The following is an 18,260-nucleotide window of genomic DNA, read 5'->3' as shown; positions in this document are numbered from 1 at the left end:
CTATTTGCCGCTTGCCATTACGGCCTGACGCCACGAAAAAGGTCTCGTTCGCGAGACCTTTTTCATGACCTACTTCGTTTACATCGCAGCCGCCCTCGCCGAGATCGCCGGCTGCTTCTCGTTCTGGGCGTGGTGGCGGCTCGAGAAGTCGCCGCTCTGGCTTCTTCCCGGTCTCGTCTCGCTGGCGCTGTTCGCCTTCCTGCTGTCGCTGGTCGATACCAATGCGGCGGGCCGCGCCTATGCCGCCTATGGCGGCATCTACATTGCCGCCTCGCTCGGCTGGCTGTGGCTGGTCGAGGGCGTGCGCCCCGACCGCTGGGATCTGGCGGGGGCGGCGCTCTGCGTCGCCGGCGCCTCCGTCATCCTGCTTGCGCCCAGAGCATGATGCCGAAAAGTATGAAGCGGTTTTCGGACGACATCATGCCCTATCTCTTCGACTCCAAGGGAGCCTGACCGTGGAACTCCCCGCCCAATTGCGGCAAGGCGTCGACAGCCTCTTGGAGAAGGTGCCGCTTGCGGCGCTGAAACAGGCGGCCCGGACGCTCTCGGAGCGCTACCGCGCCGAGCTGCGCGACGGCCGCCTGCATATGGGCGAGGAGATAGCGGTCAAAGCCTATCTGGCGACGAGGCTGCCCGCCACCTATGCCGCCGTGCGCGCCAGCCTCGAAGCACTGGCCGGTGCCCGCCCCGATTTCCGGCCGGCGAGCCTGCTCGACATCGGCGCCGGGCCTGGCACCATGCTTTGGGCAACGACGGACGCATGGCCCGAACTCGAACGGGCGGTTCTGGTCGAGGCAAGCGCTGCCGTGCGCAAGGCCGGGCAATCGCTTGCCGAAGGCGCAATCGCGGCCCGCGCCGACTGGATCGCCGGCGACGCGACGATCGATCTCGACGGCATTGAACCCGCCGACCTGGTCAGCGCCGCCTATGTGCTGGACGAGATCGTGCCTGCCTCGCTGCCGAAGCTCATCGACCGCCTTTGGCGGCTTACGGCCGACACGCTGCTCATCGTCGAGCCCGGCACGCCCGCCGGCTGGCAGCGCATCCTTGCCGCGCGGCAACAACTGACCGGAGCGGGAGCGCATGTACTGGCGCCCTGCCCGCATAATGCGCCCTGCCCGCTGACGCCGCCCGACTGGTGCCATTTCGCGCGCCGCGTCGCCCGCTCGCGGCTGCATCGCCTGGTCAAGGAGGCGGAGGTGCCGTGGGAGGACGAGAAGTTCATCTACCTCGCCGCTTCCCGGCAGCCGGCGCCGGCGCGCCCGGCACGGGTGGTCGCGCCGCCGAAAGGGGGCTCCGGCAAGGTGGTGCTGAAGCTCTGCCAGCCGGACGGCAGCGCCAGCGAGCGCCTGTTCAGCAAGCGCGACGGCGATGTCTTCAAGGCAGCGCGGCGGGCGGACTGGGGCGATACGCTGGACTGAGGCACTTCGTCATCCACGGGCGAAGCGGACGCGCAGCAATCAAACGCGGAACCGCCATTGCATTTTCCTGTTTTGTTCTCGTTCGAGAAACGCTAACTTCCCGTCTTCGATTCGAGTCAACTGCGATTCTTTCCACGAAAAAATTTTGCCTGTGAATCGCGAGCATCAAGGCCGGTTCGAGACCCACTGTTGCAGAAAGGTCAGCACCCAATCGTCTCGTTCTGATATCGAGAAAGCGGGATCGGAATCGGGGATATCATGGCAGAGGCGGCACTAAAATTCGGGGCGGCGGAAACGCCGCTTTATCGCGAGGCACCGAACAACATCGAGGCGGAGCAGGCGCTGCTCGGCGCTATCCTCGTCAACAACGACGCCTTCTACCGCGTCTCGGATTTTTTGAAGCCGGGGCATTTCTACGAGCCGCTGCACCGCCGGATCTTCGAGGTCGCGGCCGAGCTCATCCGCATGGGCAAGATCGCGACGCCGATCACGCTGAAGACCTTCCTGCCGGCCGACGAGAAGGTCGGCGACATGACGGTGGCGCAGTATGTCGTGCGGCTGGCGGTCGAGGCGGTCACCGTCGTCAACGCCACCGACTATGGACGCGCGATCTATGACCTCGCCACTCGCCGCGCGCTGATCACCGTCGGCGAGGACATGGTCAACATCGCCTATGACGCGCCGGTCGACATGTCGCCGTCCGACCAGATCGAGGATGCCGAGCGGCGCCTGTTCGAGCTCGCTGAGACCGGCCGCTACGACGGCGGCTTCGAAAGCTTCAACGACGCGGTCAAGACCGCCGTCGACATGGCCAACGCCGCCTTTATGCGCGACGGCGGTCTGTCGGGCATCGCCACCGGCCTGCGCGACCTCGACCGCCGCATGGGCGGCCTGCAGCCTTCCGACCTGATCGTGCTCGCCGGGCGCCCTGGCATGGGCAAGACCTCTTTGGCCACCAACATCGCCTTCAACATCGCCGAAGCTTACGTGCCGGCCCAGCAGGCCGACGGTTCGTTCAAAGCCGCCAATGGCGGCGTCGTCGGCTTCTTTTCGCTGGAAATGTCGTCGGAGCAGCTCGCCACCCGCATCATCTCCGAGCAGACCGAAATCTCATCCTCGAAGATCCGCCGCGGCGAGATCACCGAGATCGATTTCGAGAAGCTGGTGGCCTGCTCGCAAACAATGCAGAAAATCCCGCTGTTCATCGACCAGACCGGCGGCATCTCGATCGCGCAGCTCTCCGCCCGGGCGCGGCGGCTGAAGCGCCAGCGCGGCCTCGACCTCATCGTCATCGACTATATCCAACTGATGCAGGGGTCGAGCGCCAAGGCCTCGCAGAACCGCGTGCAGGAAATCACCGAGATCACCACAGGCTTGAAGGCGCTGGCCAAGGAACTCGGTGTGCCGATCATCGCGCTGTCGCAGCTGTCGCGCCAGGTCGAAAGCCGCGACGACAAGCGCCCGCAGCTCTCGGACCTGCGTGAATCAGGCTCCATCGAGCAGGACGCCGACGTGGTGCTGTTCGTCTATCGCGAGGAATATTACCTCAAGAACCGCGAGCCGAAGCTCGGCACCGACGAATACATCAAGTGGGAAAACGAAATGAACGAGGCGCGCGGCAAGGCCGAGTGCATCGTGGCCAAGCAGCGCCACGGACCGACCGGATCGGTCAGCCTCGCCTTCCACGGCGAGTTCACGCGGTTCTCGGATCTGGCGGAAGAGCACCATCTGCCGGAAAGGTTTGAGTGAGCTCTTGAGAAAGGCCTCATTCCTTCGCCCCCCTCTCTGTCCTGCCGGACATCTCCCCCTCAAGGGGGGAGATTGGATATCGCGTCGGCTTTCGCCAATCGCAGACGTTGCAAGATGGGCGCCGTCGCCAAAGCTGCTGATCTCCCCCCCTGAGGGGGAGATGTCCGGCAGGACAGAGGAGTGGGCTGGCCCGCCGACCTATCCAGCAATGTTTGTCGCAGGCCGCCCCTAATGGCCAAATCGCGCGTTCAGTTCATCTGCCAGAATTGCGGCTCGGTGCATCAGCGCTGGGCCGGCAAATGCGATGCCTGCGGCGAGTGGAACACGCTCGTCGAGGAAGGCACGTCCGGCGGCATCGGCTCGGGGCCGGCCAATACCCGCAACGCCCGCAAGGGCCGCGCCGTGGTGCTCACAAGCCTGTCGGGTGATATCGAGGACGCGCCGCGCATCGTGTCTGGCATCGGCGAGCTCGACCGCGCCACAGGCGGCGGCTTCGTGCGCGGCTCGGCGCTGCTGGTCGGCGGCGATCCCGGCATCGGCAAGTCGACGCTGCTGACGCAAGCCGCGGCCGCGCTCGCCTCGAAGGGCCATCGCATCGTCTATGTCTCCGGCGAGGAAGCGGTCGCGCAGATCAGGCTGCGGGCGCAGCGCCTAGGCGTCGCGAACACACCGGTGGAGCTTGCCGCCGAGACCAATGTCGAGGACATCCTGGCGACCATAGCCGACGGCAAACGGCCCGATCTCGTGATCCTCGATTCCATCCAGACGCTATGGACCGACCTTGCCGATTCGGCGCCGGGCACCGTCACCCAGGTGCGCGCGGCCGCGCAGGCGATGATCCGCTATGCGAAATCCACAGGTGCCGCGATCGTGCTTGTCGGCCATGTCACCAAGGAGGGCCAGATCGCCGGACCGCGGGTCGTCGAGCACATGGTCGATGCCGTGCTCTATTTCGAGGGCGAAGGCAACCATCACTTCCGCATCCTGCGCACGGTGAAGAACCGTTTTGGCCCGACCGACGAGATCGGCGTGTTCGAAATGTCGGACAAGGGCCTGCGCGAGGTCGCCAATCCGTCGGAATTGTTCCTCGGCGAACGGCATGCGAAATCGCCGGGCGCCGCGGTTTTCGCAGGCATGGAAGGCACAAGGCCGGTACTGGTCGAGATCCAGGCGCTGGTCGCGCCTTCCTCGCTCGGCACGCCGCGCCGCGCCGTGGTCGGCTGGGACGGCGCGCGGCTGTCGATGGTGCTCGCCGTGCTGGAGGCGCATTGCGGTGTGCGCTTCGGCCAGCAAGACGTCTATCTCAATGTCGCCGGCGGCTACCGGATCTCGGAGCCGGCGGCCGATCTCGCGGTCGCCGCGGCACTTGTTTCCTCGCTCACCGGTCTTGCCCTTCCCGCCGATTGCGTCTATTTCGGCGAAATCAGCCTATCGGGCGCGGTGAGGCCGGTTGCGCATGCGCAGCAGCGCCTCAAGGAAGCCGAAAAGCTGGGTTTTGGAAGCGCGGTGCTGCCGCTTGGCAGCGAGGAAGTTGCCGGGGGCATCGGGGCCGGCGCATTCCAGCCCACCGAGCTTGCCGACCTTGTGGCGCGCATAGCCGGCTCACGGCGCAGCCGCGCCGACGAGGGGGAGTGATGCGGCCCGTCGGGCCGTGAACAGAGATCGGAGTGGGGCCAAAGACATGCCGATTACGCTGCTTGACGGAATCCTCGTCGGCTTCACCCTGGTCTCGGCAATGCTTGCCATGGTGCGCGGCTTCTCCCGGGAAGTGCTGTCGGTGGTTTCCTGGGCGGCGGCGGCGGCGGCGGCGTTCTTCTTCTACAAGCCGGTCCTGCCCTATGTTCAGCCCTATGTCGACAACGACAAGATCGCGATGGCGGCTTCCGCCGGCGTCGTTTTCCTGATCGCGCTGATCGTCGTCTCCGTCATCACCATGAAGCTCGCCGACTGGATCATCGATTCGCGCATCGGCGCGCTCGACCGCACGCTCGGCTTCCTCTACGGCGCGGCGCGCGGCATCCTGGTGGTCGCGGTGGCGCTTCTGTTCTTCAACTGGCTGGCGGGCGCCAAGGCGCCGCCCTGGATAGCCAACGCCAAGTCGCGGCCGTTGCTCGAGACGATCGGCGCCAAGCTGGAAAGCGTGCTGCCGGAAAACACCGAGGAACTGGTCAACAAATACACGCATAAGGGCACGCCGCAGGCAGGCGCCCCGGCGACGACCGACCAGCCCGCGGCCGAGCCGCCGGCAGGCGACGACACCGCGCCGGCGCCCGACGACAGCGAGGGCGACGCCCCGGCCGACAACGAGCCGGCTCCTGCCCCGGCTCCTGCCCCGGCGCCAGCGCCGGCAAACTGATTGCGGGCCGGCAGGGCTCGCCGACCTGACGTTGATGCGAATGCCGAACGGCGTGCGTTGCTTTCGACGAGCGATCGCCTTATATGGCGATTTTAGCGGAGCTTGAGCCCCCATGGCAGACTCGAAGGCAGACGCAGACGACGTGCTTTCCGCCGAGGCCGACGACCATTTCCACGATGAATGCGGCGTATTTGGCATTTTCGGCCGGCAGGATGCGGCGGCCATCGTCACACTCGGCCTGCACGCCCTGCAGCATCGCGGCCAGGAGGCGGCAGGCATCGTTTCCTATGACGGCACCCAGTTCCATGTCGAGCGCCATATCGGCCTGATCGGCGACACCTTCACCAAGCAGCGCGTCATCGACAGCCTGCAAGGAAACCGCGCCATTGGCCACACCCGTTACGCCACCACGGGCGGCTCCGGCCTGCGCAACGTCCAGCCCTTCTTCGCCGAACTCGGCGAAGGCGGCTTCGCTGTCGCCCACAACGGCAATCTCACCAATGCGATGACGGTACAGCGCGCGTTGCAGAAGCAGGGGGCGATATTTTCCTCCACCTCCGACACCGAGACGCTGCTGCATCTGGTCGCTACCAGCAAGGAACGTGATCTCAATTCGCGCTTCATCGATGCCGTGCGCCAGGTCGAGGGCGCCTTCTCGCTGGTGGCGATGACGGCCAAGAAGATGATAGGCTGCCGCGACCCGCTCGGTATCCGGCCGCTGGTGCTGGGCGACCTCGACGGCGCCTGGATCCTCGCCTCCGAAACCTGCGCGCTCGACATCATCGGCGCCCGCTTCGTGCGCGACATCAAGCCCGGCGAGATGGTGGTCGTCACCTCCAAGGGCATCGAGAGCCTGTTCCCGTTCGAGCCGCAGAAGACCCGTTTCTGCATCTTCGAATATGTCTATTTCGCGCGGCCGGATTCCTCCGTCGAGGGCCGCAACGTCTACGAGGTGCGCAAGCGCATCGGCGCCGAACTTGCGCAGGAAAACCCGGTCGAGGCCGACATCGTGGTGCCGGTGCCGGATTCCGGCACGCCGGCCGCGATCGGCTTCAGCCAGGCCGCCGGTATTCCCTTCGAGCTCGGCATCATCCGCAACCACTATGTCGGCCGCACCTTCATCCAACCGGGCGATTCCATCCGCCACATGGGCGTCAAGCTCAAGCACAACGCCAACCGCCGCATGATCGAAGGCAAGCGCGTGGTGCTGGTCGACGATTCCATCGTGCGCGGCACCACCAGCCAGAAGATCGTGCAGATGGTACGCGACGCCGGCGCGAAGGAAGTGCATATGCGCATCGCCTCGCCGCCGACCAGCGCGTCGTGCTTCTACGGCGTCGACACGCCGGAGAAGTCGAAGCTGCTTGCCTCGCGCATGTCGGTCGAGGAGATGGCCGAGTTCATCCGCGTCGATTCGCTCGGCTTCCTGTCGATCGACGGGCTCTACCGCGCCGTCGGCGAGGCCGGACGCGACAACGAGCAGCCGCAATTCTGCGACGCCTGCTTCACCGGACAATACCCCACCCGCCTGCTCGACTTCGAAGGCCACGACAACGTGCGCACGCTGTCGCTGCTGGCGAACAGCGGGGCGTAGGGCGCCGGACTCCTTCGCCAAGTGTCTCGCGCCCGCCTGATGGAAGCTTTCGCATGACCCTCGACCTTTCCGGCCGCGTGGCGGTCGTTACCGGCGCCTCGCGCGGCATCGGCTATTTCATCGCCAGGGAGCTGGCCGCGGCCGGCGCGCATGTTATCGCGGTGGCGCGCACCGTCGGCGGACTGGAAGAACTGGACGACCAGATCAAGACGGACGGCCGCGGACAGGCGACGCTGGTACCGCTCGATCTTTCCGACATGGCCGGCATCGACCGGCTGGGCGGCGCAATCCATGAGCGCTGGGGCAAGCTTGATATCCTGGTCGCCAATGCCGGCGTGCTCGGCGTGATCTCGCCGATCGGCCATGTCGAGGCAAAGACCTTCGAAAAAGTGATGACCATCAACGTCACCTCGACCTGGCGGCTGATCCGTTCGGTCGACCCGCTGCTCAGGCTCTCCGACGCCGGCCGCGCCATCATCATGTCCGCCAGCTCCGCTCATTCGGCACGCGCCTTCTGGGCGCCTTATGCGGCCTCAAAGGCTGCAGTGGAGACGATGATGCGCTCCTGGGCACATGAGACCGAGACCCTGCCTCTGAGGGTCAACGCCGTCGATCCTGGCGCCACCCGCACCGCGATGCGCGCGCAAGCCATGCCCGGCGAAGATCCGGAGACGCTGCCGCATCCGTCCGAGATCGCCAGGCGCATCGTGCCTTTGGCCAGCCCGGAGCTGAAGGAAACCGGGCTGATCTTCCAAGCCAAGCACAACCGCTTCGTCGCCTACCGGCAGCCGGAATAAGCTTCGAACAAACTTGAGTTCGAAACGGATTAAACAGGCCTTCGGCTACGTTCTTCGAATGTAGGACATTCGAAACTGGAGGACCGATATGCGCAGACTTCTTCTCGTTGCCGCCATCGCGACAGCCGTCGCTCTTGCCGCCACGGCGGGCGCCGCGTTCTCGCAAGACGCAAAGATTAGCTTCTTCGTCACCAGTGCCGGCTCCGGCAAGGGCGCCGATCTCGGTGGGCTGAAGGGCGCCGACGCGCATTGCGCCTCGCTGGCCGAAGCGGCCGGTGTCACCGGCAAGACCTGGCATGCCTATCTTTCCTCCAGCACCGAAGACGCGCGCGACCGCATCGGCAAGGGCCCATGGTTCAACGCCAAGGGCGAGAAGATCGCCGACGATGTCGCCTCGCTGCACAGCGACGCCAACGGCATAACCAAGCAGACGGCGCTGACCGAAAAGGGCGAGACGATCAACGGCCGCGGCGATACGCCGAACCGTCACGACATGCTGACCGGCTCCAAGCCCGACGGCACCAGGATCGCCGACCAGACCTGCGGCGACTGGACGATGAGCAACGCCGAAGGCGCTGCCATGATGGGGCACCACGATCGTGCCGGGCTCGACGATTCGGCGGCGGCGAAGTCGTGGAATTCCTCGCATGCCTCGCGCGGCGGCTGCAGCCAGGAGGCGCTCAAGGGCACCGGCGGCGACGGCCTGTTCTACTGCTTCGCGGCCGAGTGAGCGCGGGTCACGATCACTCTATTCACCGGTCTGTGAACAGGGCGGCGAAAGCGTGTGCCGCCGCCCTGCTTTCGCCATCGGCGGGGAGTTGCTAGGATCGGTCCGACTCCGACATTTCAGCAAAGCGAGGAATTCCCCATGGCTGCTACACCCAGCGTAGCGTTAGTCTGGTATCTGGTGATCGCCGGCCCGCAAGGCGGCATGGTGGTGCTGCCCAGCACCTTCGATACCCGCGAACAGTGCACCAACGCCGTCACCGAATACCAGAAGCAGCCGACGCCGCAGGGCTGGGCCGTGCAGTGCGTGCCGAGCGCCTCGCCATTTACCGATGAAGGGGACGCGGAGACGCCGTCGGCGCAATAGCGCCAGTGATCAGCGTTCGGCGCTCACGCTCAACGCCGGCTTGTTGTTGATAGTCTGAAACACCACGCAGTAACTCTCGGTAAGCTTCAAGAGCGAATCGATGCGCTCCTGCGGCTCGTCGGTGTCGAGGCCGAACTTCAGCCTTATTTCGCGGAAGCCGACCGGCGCGTCCCTGGCGACGCCGAGCGTGCCGCGAAAATCGAGGTCGCCCTCTGCCTCGACGGTGGCGTTGCCGAGCTTGAACTCCAGCGCCGTCGCCACCGCTTTCAGCGTCACGCCGGCGCAAGCGACCAGCGCTTCGAGCAGCATATCACCCGAGCAAAGCTCCAGCCCCGAGCCGCCGGTGGCCGGATGAAGCCCGGCAATGGCGAGCGCCCTGCCCGTCTCCACCTTGCAGGCGATCGACTGATCGTCGAGCGTGCCGCGGGCCTTGAGCGTGATCAGCGCTCGCGCGGCATCGTCGCGATAAGCGTCTTTCAGCGGCGCCTGCATGGCCTTGAGTGCGGTCGCGTCCATTGTCGAGATTCCTTTCGATCAGTCTTTGACGCCTTGATAGCACTGATATGACGGCGGGACAGCACGCCCTTTCCGCTGCCTGGGTGATTTGCGAAGGCCGCGACGAAAGCTGATCTCCCCCCTTGCGGGGGAGATTGGCAGCTTTTGCGCCCCGCCCCTTTGACTTCACCCACCCAGGCCATACCTTGCGGGTGTCATTCCCGCGGAGCCACTATGCGATCCAAGCTCATCCCCCTCGCCATCCTGGCGCTCGCCGCCTTCGTTCAGCCCGCCTTCGCCGCGCCCTCCGAACGCCCGGCACCCGAAGGCGGCGTGCTGTCGCTGTTGCCGCCGCCGCAGGTGACCGAGCATTCGATCACGCTCGCCGGCCGCAAGCTCGACTACCAGGCCAAGGCGGGCACGCTGTCGCTCTTGTCCGGCAAGGGCGAGGTCACGGCCGAGATCTTCTATGTCGCCTACACACAGCAGTCGCCCGCCCCGGCGAAGGATCGGCCGATCACCTTCGTCTTCAACGGGGGGCCGGGCGCGGCGTCGGCTTACCTGCATCTCGGCGCGATCGGACCGCGCATCGTCGAGACCGCCGCCGACGGCGAGTTCCTGCGGCCGCCGCAAAAGCTCATCGACAATCCCGACAGCTGGCTCGACATGAGCGATCTTGTCTTCGTCGATCCGGTCGGCACCGGCTACAGCCGCGAGGCGCCGGGGCATGAGCCGAAGGAATTCTGGAGCGTCGACGCAGACGCCAGCTCGGTCGGCGCCTTCATCCGGCTCTATCTGGCGCAGAACGGCCGCACCGGATCGCCGCTGTTCCTCGCCGGCGAAAGCTATGGCGGCTTTCGCGCCGCACTGCTTGCCCGCACGCTGCAGGAGGATGTCGGCCTGAGCCCAAGCGGCATCGTGCTGATCTCGCCGGCGCTGGAGTTCATGCTGGTGCGGCCCGATCAGTTCGACCAGTTGCATTGGGCGCTCGAGTTGCCCTCGCTGGCGGCAACGCGGCTGAAGGGCGACGGCGTGACCGGCGACGCGCTCCGCGACAGGCTGGCCGAAGTCGAGCATTACGCACTCGGCGATTACCTGACGGCACTGAACAGCGGGCTGGAGCAAGGCGGCAAACTGGCCAGCGGGCGCGTTTCGGAGATCACCGGCCTGCCGCTCGAGCTCGTCCAACGCAATTTCGCCCGCATCCCCACCGGGCTTTTCGCCAAGGAATTCCAGCGCGCCACGGGCAAGGTGCTCAGCCCCTATGACGCGACCATCGGCACCGCCGACATCGCGCCGCAAAGCGCGCGTGACGCCGGCCCGGATCCGGTACTCGACCGCAGCGTTCCGGTGCTCACCTCCGCCTTCGTCGCCTATGTTCGTGACGAATTGAACTACCGCACCGATGTCAGCTACCGATTGCTCAATGGCGAGATCAGCCGCAATTGGGACTACGGCAACTCGGGCCAGGGCTATGCCGGGGTGATGAACGACCTGCAGCGGGCGCGCTCGCTCAACCCTGGCCTCGGCGTCGTCATCGTCAACGGCTATACCGACCTCGTCACACCCTATCTCGGCTCGCGCTACCTGGTGAACCAGGTTCCCTCGCTGGCCGACGCCAAGCCGATCCGGCTCGACGTCGTCGAGGGCGGCCACATGATGTATTTGCGGCCCGACGGTCGGCGCGCGCTGAAGGACGCGGCGTCCGAGCTCTACCAGGCGACGCAGTAGGCCCAAACCAGCCGCAGCGGCAGCCCCTGCGCCAACGCAAGCGCCGCGCTGGAGCAGCGCAGCGCTTGTTTTCACTCGTATAGCTGCGGCGTGGCTCCGACTGGGGCGGAACCGCCTCACGCGAACCACGCTGAACCGCATGGCCGATGTCGTCGTCCTCGAAAGCCGCGAAAGGGTGCTGGCCGGCATCCTGTTCACGGCTGCCGCCTATTTCCTGTTTTCAGCACAGGATGCCTCGATCAAGCTTCTGGTCGCCGGCATGACGGTCTGGCAGATCATGTTCGTCCGCTCGATCACCGTGCTCGTCGCCTGCGGCGCGATCGGCGGCAAGCGGCTGTTTGCCGACACGATAGACTCTGCGATCGTCAAGCCGATGCTGGTGCGCAGCGCCTTCACGCTGGCCGCCTGGCTTTGCTACTACAACGCCGCGCGCTCGCTGCAGCTCGCCGAGCTCACCACCATCTATTACGCCGCGCCGATCATCGTCACCGTGCTGTCGGTGCTGATCCTGGGCGAGACGGTACCACTGCTGCGCTGGATCGCGGTGTTCATCGGCTTCGTCGGCGTCTTCATAGCCTGCGATCCGGCGCGGCTCGGCCTGTCGCTGCCAGTGGTGCTCGTGCTGGCCGCCGCCGTCCTTTGGGGCATCGCCGTCGTGCTCCTGCGCAAGATCGCCATGCAGGAGCGCACCATGATCCAGCTCGTGCTCAACAATTTCTACTTCCTGCTCTTTTCGGCCGTGCCTGCGCTGATCTGGTGGCGCATGCCCGACGGGCCGCAACTCCTTTTGCTCCTCAGCGTCGGCGGGCTCGGCGGCGTGGCGCAATACATGCTGTTCGAAGGCATGAAGCGCGCGCCGGTGTCGATCGTCGCGCCGTTCGAATACACCTCGCTGGTGTGGGCCTTCGCGCTGGGCTACGCCATCTGGGGAGACCTGCCGCGCACGGAAGTGTTCATGGGCGCGGCGCTGATCGTCGGCGCCGGCCTGCTGATCGTCGGCAACGAGCATTTCCGCAAACGGGAGCGGGCCTGATGACAGAAGGCTGTCAGCAGCAACCGGGTAGGCTGGCGCCATGACGGAAACGCTCGACATGCCTGAAAAGCTCGTGCCGGCTCCGGCCGACGTGGCGGCCGAGCGCGCGCTCGGCATCATCCTGGTGTCGGCATCGGCCATCGCCTTCGCGCTCACCGGCGTGCTGACCAAGTCGATCCACGCCGATCCGCTGACCATCACGTGCTGGCGTGGTTTCTTCGGCTCGATCCTGATCAGCTTCTACGTGCTGTGGCGCCGGCGCCGTTCGGGCGGGCGCGAAAGCCTGCGGCTCGGCTGGCGCGGCTGGCTGCTTGCGGTCGAGGGCGCCGCCGCCAGCATCGCCTTCATCTCGGCCTTCAAATTCACCTATGTCGCCAATGTCGCAGTCATCTACGCGACCTCGCCGTTCATCGCGGCGCTGCTTGCCTTCCTTTTGGTGCGGGAAAAATTCCGGCTGCAGACGATGGTTGCGGCCGCCGTATCGCTTTGCGGCGTCGCCATCATGGTGGGAGCCGGCCTCGGCAACGGCCATCTGTTCGGCGACGCCCTGGCGCTGCTGATGACCGCCGGCAGCGCGCTCTACATGATCATGGTGCGGGCCTTTCGCGATTCACCCGTCGTCTGGGCCGCCACGGTCTCGGCCTTCCTGCTTTTCGTGCTCGGCTGGTTCGTCACCGATCCGCTGGCCGTCTCGACCCGCGACATGGTGCTGCTTGCCACCTTCGGCTGCTCCTTCGCGCTGGCCTCGATCCTGTGGACGGAAGGCTCACGGCTCATCCCGTCGGCGGAAGCCGGCCTGCTCGGCTCGGCCGAGGTGCCGTTCGCCATCCTTTTCGCCCTCATGTTCCTCGGCGAAGTCCCGCCGATGGCCAGCGTCATCGGCGGCGCCATCGTGCTTTGCGCGGTTTTTGCCCATGCCGGTCGCGACTGGCTGAAAGCGAAATCGGCGCGCTTGTAAAATTATTTTGCCGAGTCACGGAACCATCATTCGCGTGAGGCATTATTGGATCGACGGGTCACCCCCCAAGTCCCCCCAAACCCCTCGACCCGTCCGACTAGAAGCCGACCCGCAAAAAGGTCGGCTTTTTCTTTTGGGGAATTCTTCGCCGGTCAGGGTGGCAAGGCAAGGCCGCTGCCCAGGAGTTCCGCCAGATCCCGCGCCGGACGAGCCGCCTCGCGGCCGAGCCGGATGGCGAAGTCGGCCGCCGGCAGCGGCGGGAGATCAAGATCGGCCGACGCCTCCACGATACCAGAATGGGCGAAGCGCCAGGTGCGCGGCGTCAGCGCGATGCCGGCATTGACCGCGGTGCGCAGGCCGGCAAGGCTGGCGCTGCCGGCGGCGATGCGGTAGCGGCGGCCGGCGGCGTCGAGCGCGTTGAGCGCGGCCTCCCTGAAGCCGCAATAGGGGTCGAGCAGCGCCAGCGGCACCATCTCCTGCCGCGTCGCCAAGCCTTTGTCCGAGCAGAGCCACAGCATCGGCTCGCTGATAAGCGCCACCTCATCGGGCGATGGCGCATGGCGCATGAGGATTGCGAGATCGAGCTGGCCTGCCTGCAAGGCTGACCCGAGTTCCTGGGAGCGGCCGACGCGCAGTTCGATCCGCACCCGCGGATGGCTGGCGGCGAAGGCGCGCAAAAGCTTCGGCAGGCCGCGGTCGGCAAAATCCTGCGTCGTGCCGATGGCGATGCGCCCGCCGGCGCGCGCGCCTTTCAGCGCCAGCCAGGCTTCGGTGTGGACCGCAAGGATGCGCCGAGCATGGCCGACAAGGTCCTCGCCGGCCGGCGTCAGCCCGCGTCCCCTGCCTTGCGGCGTGAGCAACGGTTCGCCGACGATCTCCTCCAGCCGCTGCATCTGCGCGGTCACCGCCGACGGCGTGCGGCCGACAGTGAATGCAGCCTTTGCGAGCGAGCCGCCGTCGACGAAGGCGAGGAAGGTTTTCAAAAGATCGGGATCGAGCGCTTCCATTACTTCGATTATATCGAATCGTTTGTCAAAAACAATTCGATTTTATTGATGCAAGGACAGTGGCATGATCCTCTCATCGAAGGCGCATGGCGCCCAACCCGAAGGAGAGAAAAATGCCTATCATCAATACCAGCGTCACCGGCAAGCCGGATGCCAAACTGTCCGCCGCGATTGCCAAGGAGGTCACCGAGATCACCGCCACCCATTTACGCAAGGATCCGACCATCACGGCGGTCGCCGTCAATTACATCGATCCGCAGCACTGGTTCGCCGGCGGCAAGCCGCTGGCCGAACATGGCACCAGCACGTTCTGGCTCGACATCAAGGTCGTTGACGGCACCAACACCAAGCTCGAGTTGGAGGCCTATCTCAAGGCGATCTTCGAAGCTTTCGGCCGGCTGCTCAAGGGCGTGCATGAGGAAAGCTACGCCTTGGTGCACGAGGTGCCGGCCGCGGCCTATGGTTTCGGCGGCAAGAGCCAGGAGTTCCGGTTCATCAGCGGCAGGCTGAAGGCGGCGTGAGGATTTTATTTCCCTTCGCCGCTCTGACCTGACGGCTATCACGCGGGAGGATGAAGCCTCGTATCGAGCGCGAAATCCTCTTGGAGATGTAGCTCGTAAAGGCCGGCCGCTCGACCGGGATCGAACACCAGGTTCCAGCTATGCTGGGATACCGTGCTCGGAATTAGAAACAAGGGATGCCTTGCCAACAGACCGTCGCCAAACTGCTGCTGCCCCGCGCTGGGAATGCCGGGGCGCAGCCAGTTTGTGTTCGGAATATCGTTGATTTCCACCACATGAATTTCCGGCGGATTGGTGATGTCGAATGCCGTCAGCACGTGACGAACAGTATCGAGCGTGCGAAACCCCTTGTGGACAGCCACCTCGAGAATGGCGGTCGAAGGGTCAATGGACGCGTACACGGCCCTGACACCTTTGCTGTTCCACCTTCCTCCGAGTTTGAAAGCTCCCTCACCGCTGTCCCAAGTTGACTTGAAGCGTTTGTGATCAAGCCTCCAGCCAAGAACCTCTCCCGTCCCGAGGGAACCCGGCAAGGGCGTCACGCGTAGACACCGTAATCGAGCCGCTCGAGAAATTCCTGTACAAGCATAGTGCCCGCCGCCGTGGTCAGCAGATCGATCGGTCGCCGATTGTCCAGGCCCATCGCCGGCTGAATCATCCACTTCTCAGCCTCTTCCTGGGTTCCGAGAACGGACGTGGCCTTCATGAGGATCCTGGCGAAATTCCAGGTTCTAGAACCTTGCTCCTTGTTGAGGGTCTTGGAGCGATCCGATTTATGCCGCTGAAATGTCCGCTCGCTCATGCCGAACGCCGTTTCGAAGGCATCGGCAAGGTCAATGACGGTCAGGTGCTCGACAAGGCTTTCCAAGGCCCGGCCTGGAATTCCGTGCAGGATCATCTCATGGGCCTCAAGCGGACTGGACACGGAAAATCCAAGAACTTTCGGCCCGCCGAACAGGTCGACCAGGCGTTCGAACTCCGGCTCCATATGCGGTGCCTCGGCAAACCCGGTTGGGAGATCAGCCATAATTATTCTCCGTCACGTGTCGCTTTATTTACGACATGCGTCACCCCATTTCAAGTGATGGCTGCGAATCTTCCCGCTCATCACTGTCGCGCCCTGAAATCAATGATCCGTTCCGTTCGCGCCGCCCCACATTGACCTTCCCCCGACTTCCGCTACCCTCTGCCCTCGAAGCGGCCGCTCAAGAGCCGCGCTGGAGGAGACTGGGAGAGAGCGGCATGATCCTGACCCTGGCGCTGCTGGCGGGCCTTGTCTTTGCCTGGCTGCTGATCGCGGTGATCGAAAGGTTCCGGCTCGACCTGCGCTTCACCCAGGCGCTGCTCTACGTGCCGTTCAAGCTTGCCTACCGCATCGCCGACAACCGCATCCGCATCGCCCGCAGCGCGAAGACGCCGGTCATCTACGTGGTCTCGCACCAGTCGCGCATCGAGCCGGCGCTGATGCTGTCGCTGCTTCCCGACGACACGCTGCATATCCTGGACGAGGCCTCGGCGCGTTCGCCCTGGCTGGAGCCGTGGCGCGAGCTTGCGCGCACGATCGCCTTCAACGCCGAGCATGTCTTCGTCAGCCGCCGGCTGGTGCGCGTGCTGAAGGGCAAGGGACGGCTCGCCGTCTATCTGCCGGACAATGTCGAGCCGGACGTCAAATCCTTCCGGCTGTTCCGCGCCATCACCCGCATCGCCATGCAGGCCGACGCGCGCATCGTGCCGATCTTCGTTGCCGGCACGCGCGACCTGCCGGTGTCGCTGACGCCGAAGGAGAAAGCGCCCCGCCACTGGTTCCCGCGGCTTTCGGTGAGCGTGCTGGAGCCGATGACCATCGCCGAACTGGTGGCGCGCAACCCCGACATGGTCTCCAACACCAATGCCCTGTTCGACCGTTTCGCGGAGGCGCGGCTCTACGGCACCAATCTCGACCGCGGCCTGTTCCTCGCCATGCGCGACGCCGCCGACCGCATCGGCGCTTCCCGCCCCATCATCGAGGACGTGATTTCGGGCTCGCTCAGCTATCGGAAGCTGTTCATCGGCGCGCGCGTGCTCGGCCGCCATTTCGAGGCGGTGACGGCGCCCGGCGAAGCGGTCGGCGTGCTCTTGCCCAACGCCAATGGCGTGGTGCTTTCCTTCGTCGGCCTGATCTCGGCAGGACGCGTGGCTGCAATGATCAACTACACCGCCGGCCCGGCAAGCGTGACGGCGGCGATCCGCACCGCCGTTGTCAGGACGGTCGTTTCCTCTCGCGCCTTCATCGAAAAGGCAGGCCTCGACGACATCGTCGCCGCGGTCGAGGCGGGCGGAGCCAGGATGCTGTGGCTGGAAGACGTGCGCGCCGGCGTGACGACCTTGGACAAGGTCGCCGCCGCGCTTTTCTGGCGCTTGCCGCTGCAGCGGCAGCAGGCGTCAAAACCGGCGGTCATCCTGTTCACCTCCGGCTCGGAAGGCACGCCGAAGGCGGTGGTGCTGTCGCACCGCAACCTTTATGCCAACGCCATGCAGGCCGAGGCGCGCATCACGATCTCGCCGGCCGATATCCTGCTCAACGTGCTGCCGGTGTTCCATTCCTTCGGGCTCACCGGCGGCACCATCCTGCCGCTGGTCACGGGCGTGAAATTGTTCCTCTATCCCTCGCCGCTGCACTACAAGCTCATCCCGGAGGTCGCCCGCAAGGTGAAGCCGACGGTGATGTTCGGCACCGACACCTTCCTTGCCAACTATGCCCGCACCGCCAAGGACGGCGATTTCTCCAGCCTTCGCTTCGTCGTCGCCGGCGCCGAGGCGGTGAAGCCGGAAACGCGGCGCACCTACCGCGATCGCTTCCAGGCGTCGATTATCGAAGGTTTCGGGCTGACCGAGGCCGCGCCCGTGGTGGCGGTGAACACCGCGATACACAACCGCGACGGCACGGTCGGGCGGCCGCTGCCGGCAATCCGCATGAAGCTGGAGCCGGTCGAAGGCATTGCCGAGGGCGGCCGGCTGTGGCTCGACGGGCCGAACATGATGATGGGCTACATGACCGCCGACCGTCCCGGCGAATTGCAGCCGCTGGAAGGCTGGCACGATACCGGCGACATCGTCTCGATCGACCGCGAAGGCTTCATAACCATCCGCGGCCGGGCCAAGCGCTTCGCCAAGATCGCGGGCGAGATGGTGTCGCTGGGCGCCGTCGAGATGCTGGTGCAGTCGTTGTGGCCGGAAGAGCGCCACGCGGCGGTTGCCGTGCCCGACAAACGGCGCGGCGAGCGCATCGTGCTGGTCACCACGGCCGATGACGCCAATGCCGAGGAGTTGCGCCAGTTCGGCAAGAAGGCGGGCGCGGCCGAATTGATGGTGCCGAACGACATCATCAAGGTCGATGAGATCCCGGTGCTGGGCTCGGGCAAGACGGATTATATCTCGGCCCGCAAGCTGGCGATCGACAGGCTGGGGCTGGGTGTGGCGGCGTAGCGCCTGCACGGGATCATTTCCAAACGTCGGCGGGACAGCG

Annotated in this window: 18 protein-coding genes; 14 read left to right on the top strand and 4 right to left on the bottom strand. The window is 65.3% G+C overall.

All coding sequences use genetic code 11. The features are described from left to right. The first annotated feature begins 64 nt into the window (after nucleotides 1–64). The 9 genes from AC0L2L_RS26630 (at nucleotide 65) to AC0L2L_RS26590 (ending at nucleotide 9,010) form a co-directional block, all read left to right on the top strand. Nucleotides 65–385 (top strand): YnfA family protein, encoded by a 321-nt coding sequence (locus AC0L2L_RS26630; RefSeq protein WP_473582607.1) that lies wholly within the window; start codon nucleotides 65–67, stop codon nucleotides 383–385. Between the two features lie 70 nt (nucleotides 386–455). After that, nucleotides 456–1,421, top strand: coding sequence for a small ribosomal subunit Rsm22 family protein (locus AC0L2L_RS26625; protein ID WP_473582605.1), 966 nt, complete (start codon nucleotides 456–458; stop codon nucleotides 1,419–1,421). A 258-nt stretch (nucleotides 1,422–1,679) separates the two neighbouring features. Further along, entirely contained in the window at nucleotides 1,680–3,170 is a 1,491-nt protein-coding gene (locus AC0L2L_RS26620; protein WP_027165530.1) for a replicative DNA helicase, read from the top strand. 231 nt (nucleotides 3,171–3,401) lie between these two features. Further along, the gene (gene radA / locus AC0L2L_RS26615) at nucleotides 3,402–4,805 is read left to right on the top strand and encodes a DNA repair protein RadA (protein WP_027165529.1); all 1,404 of its coding nucleotides are present in this window, start codon (nucleotides 3,402–3,404) and stop codon (nucleotides 4,803–4,805) included. 46 nt (nucleotides 4,806–4,851) lie between these two features. Next, the gene (locus AC0L2L_RS26610) at nucleotides 4,852–5,526 is read left to right on the top strand and encodes a CvpA family protein (protein ID WP_473582603.1); all 675 of its coding nucleotides are present in this window, start codon (nucleotides 4,852–4,854) and stop codon (nucleotides 5,524–5,526) included. Nucleotides 5,527–5,638: 112 nt separating this feature from the next. After that, the gene (gene purF, locus AC0L2L_RS26605) at nucleotides 5,639–7,120 is read left to right on the top strand and encodes an amidophosphoribosyltransferase (RefSeq protein ID WP_473582601.1); all 1,482 of its coding nucleotides are present in this window, start codon (nucleotides 5,639–5,641) and stop codon (nucleotides 7,118–7,120) included. A gap of 53 nt (nucleotides 7,121–7,173) precedes the next feature. Then, entirely contained in the window at nucleotides 7,174–7,917 is a 744-nt protein-coding gene (locus AC0L2L_RS26600) for an SDR family NAD(P)-dependent oxidoreductase (protein WP_473582599.1), read from the top strand. Nucleotides 7,918–8,005: 88 nt separating this feature from the next. Continuing rightward, nucleotides 8,006–8,647, top strand: coding sequence for a hypothetical protein (locus AC0L2L_RS26595; protein WP_473582597.1), 642 nt, complete (start codon nucleotides 8,006–8,008; stop codon nucleotides 8,645–8,647). A gap of 138 nt (nucleotides 8,648–8,785) precedes the next feature. Beyond that, nucleotides 8,786–9,010, top strand: coding sequence for a hypothetical protein (locus tag AC0L2L_RS26590; protein WP_027165524.1), 225 nt, complete (start codon nucleotides 8,786–8,788; stop codon nucleotides 9,008–9,010). 9 nt (nucleotides 9,011–9,019) lie between these two features. On the opposite strand, the gene AC0L2L_RS26585 is transcribed toward AC0L2L_RS26590, so the two are convergent. Further along, nucleotides 9,020–9,526: an OsmC family protein gene (locus AC0L2L_RS26585; RefSeq protein WP_473582595.1), complete on the bottom strand. Its 507-nt coding sequence runs from the start codon at nucleotides 9,524–9,526 to the stop codon at nucleotides 9,020–9,022. A 213-nt stretch (nucleotides 9,527–9,739) separates the two neighbouring features. Between AC0L2L_RS26585 and AC0L2L_RS26580 the strand changes: the two genes are divergently transcribed. The 3 genes from AC0L2L_RS26580 to AC0L2L_RS26570 all read left to right on the top strand — a co-directional run bounded on the left by AC0L2L_RS26580 (nucleotide 9,740) and on the right by AC0L2L_RS26570 (nucleotide 13,227). Next, nucleotides 9,740–11,236: a S10 family peptidase gene (locus tag AC0L2L_RS26580; RefSeq protein ID WP_473582593.1), complete on the top strand. Its 1,497-nt coding sequence runs from the start codon at nucleotides 9,740–9,742 to the stop codon at nucleotides 11,234–11,236. A gap of 139 nt (nucleotides 11,237–11,375) precedes the next feature. Beyond that, the gene (locus AC0L2L_RS26575) at nucleotides 11,376–12,269 is read left to right on the top strand and encodes a DMT family transporter (protein ID WP_473582591.1); all 894 of its coding nucleotides are present in this window, start codon (nucleotides 11,376–11,378) and stop codon (nucleotides 12,267–12,269) included. A gap of 40 nt (nucleotides 12,270–12,309) precedes the next feature. Beyond that, the gene (locus AC0L2L_RS26570) at nucleotides 12,310–13,227 is read left to right on the top strand and encodes a DMT family transporter (RefSeq protein WP_473582589.1); all 918 of its coding nucleotides are present in this window, start codon (nucleotides 12,310–12,312) and stop codon (nucleotides 13,225–13,227) included. Nucleotides 13,228–13,379: 152 nt separating this feature from the next. Here AC0L2L_RS26570 and AC0L2L_RS26565 read toward each other — a convergent pair whose 3' ends face one another. Further along, nucleotides 13,380–14,234: a LysR substrate-binding domain-containing protein gene (locus AC0L2L_RS26565; RefSeq protein WP_473582587.1), complete on the bottom strand. Its 855-nt coding sequence runs from the start codon at nucleotides 14,232–14,234 to the stop codon at nucleotides 13,380–13,382. Between the two features lie 113 nt (nucleotides 14,235–14,347). On the opposite strand from AC0L2L_RS26565, the gene AC0L2L_RS26560 reads away from it, so the two are divergent. Continuing rightward, entirely contained in the window at nucleotides 14,348–14,755 is a 408-nt protein-coding gene (locus AC0L2L_RS26560; protein WP_473582585.1) for a tautomerase family protein, read from the top strand. 38 nt (nucleotides 14,756–14,793) lie between these two features. Here the strand turns inward: AC0L2L_RS26560 and AC0L2L_RS26555 are convergent, their stop codons facing one another. Together AC0L2L_RS26555 and parS are read right to left on the bottom strand one after the other, a co-directional pair. Beyond that, entirely contained in the window at nucleotides 14,794–15,297 is a 504-nt protein-coding gene (locus tag AC0L2L_RS26555) for an RES family NAD+ phosphorylase (RefSeq protein WP_473582583.1), read from the bottom strand. Further along, on the bottom strand, nucleotides 15,294–15,782 hold the full coding sequence (gene parS / locus AC0L2L_RS26550; protein WP_473582581.1) for a type II RES/Xre toxin-antitoxin system antitoxin: 489 nt from the start codon (nucleotides 15,780–15,782) through the stop codon (nucleotides 15,294–15,296). Before parS ends, AC0L2L_RS26555 begins: the two co-directional genes overlap by 4 nt. Nucleotides 15,783–15,997: 215 nt before the next feature. On the opposite strand from parS, the gene AC0L2L_RS26545 reads away from it, so the two are divergent. Further along, the gene (locus AC0L2L_RS26545; protein WP_473582579.1) at nucleotides 15,998–18,220 is read left to right on the top strand and encodes an AMP-binding protein; all 2,223 of its coding nucleotides are present in this window, start codon (nucleotides 15,998–16,000) and stop codon (nucleotides 18,218–18,220) included. Nucleotides 18,221–18,260 lie beyond the last annotated feature (40 nt).

The sequence above is a fragment of the Mesorhizobium sp. WSM4832 genome, assembly GCF_055811115.1.
This window is presented reverse-complemented; position numbering and strand designations above follow the sequence as displayed.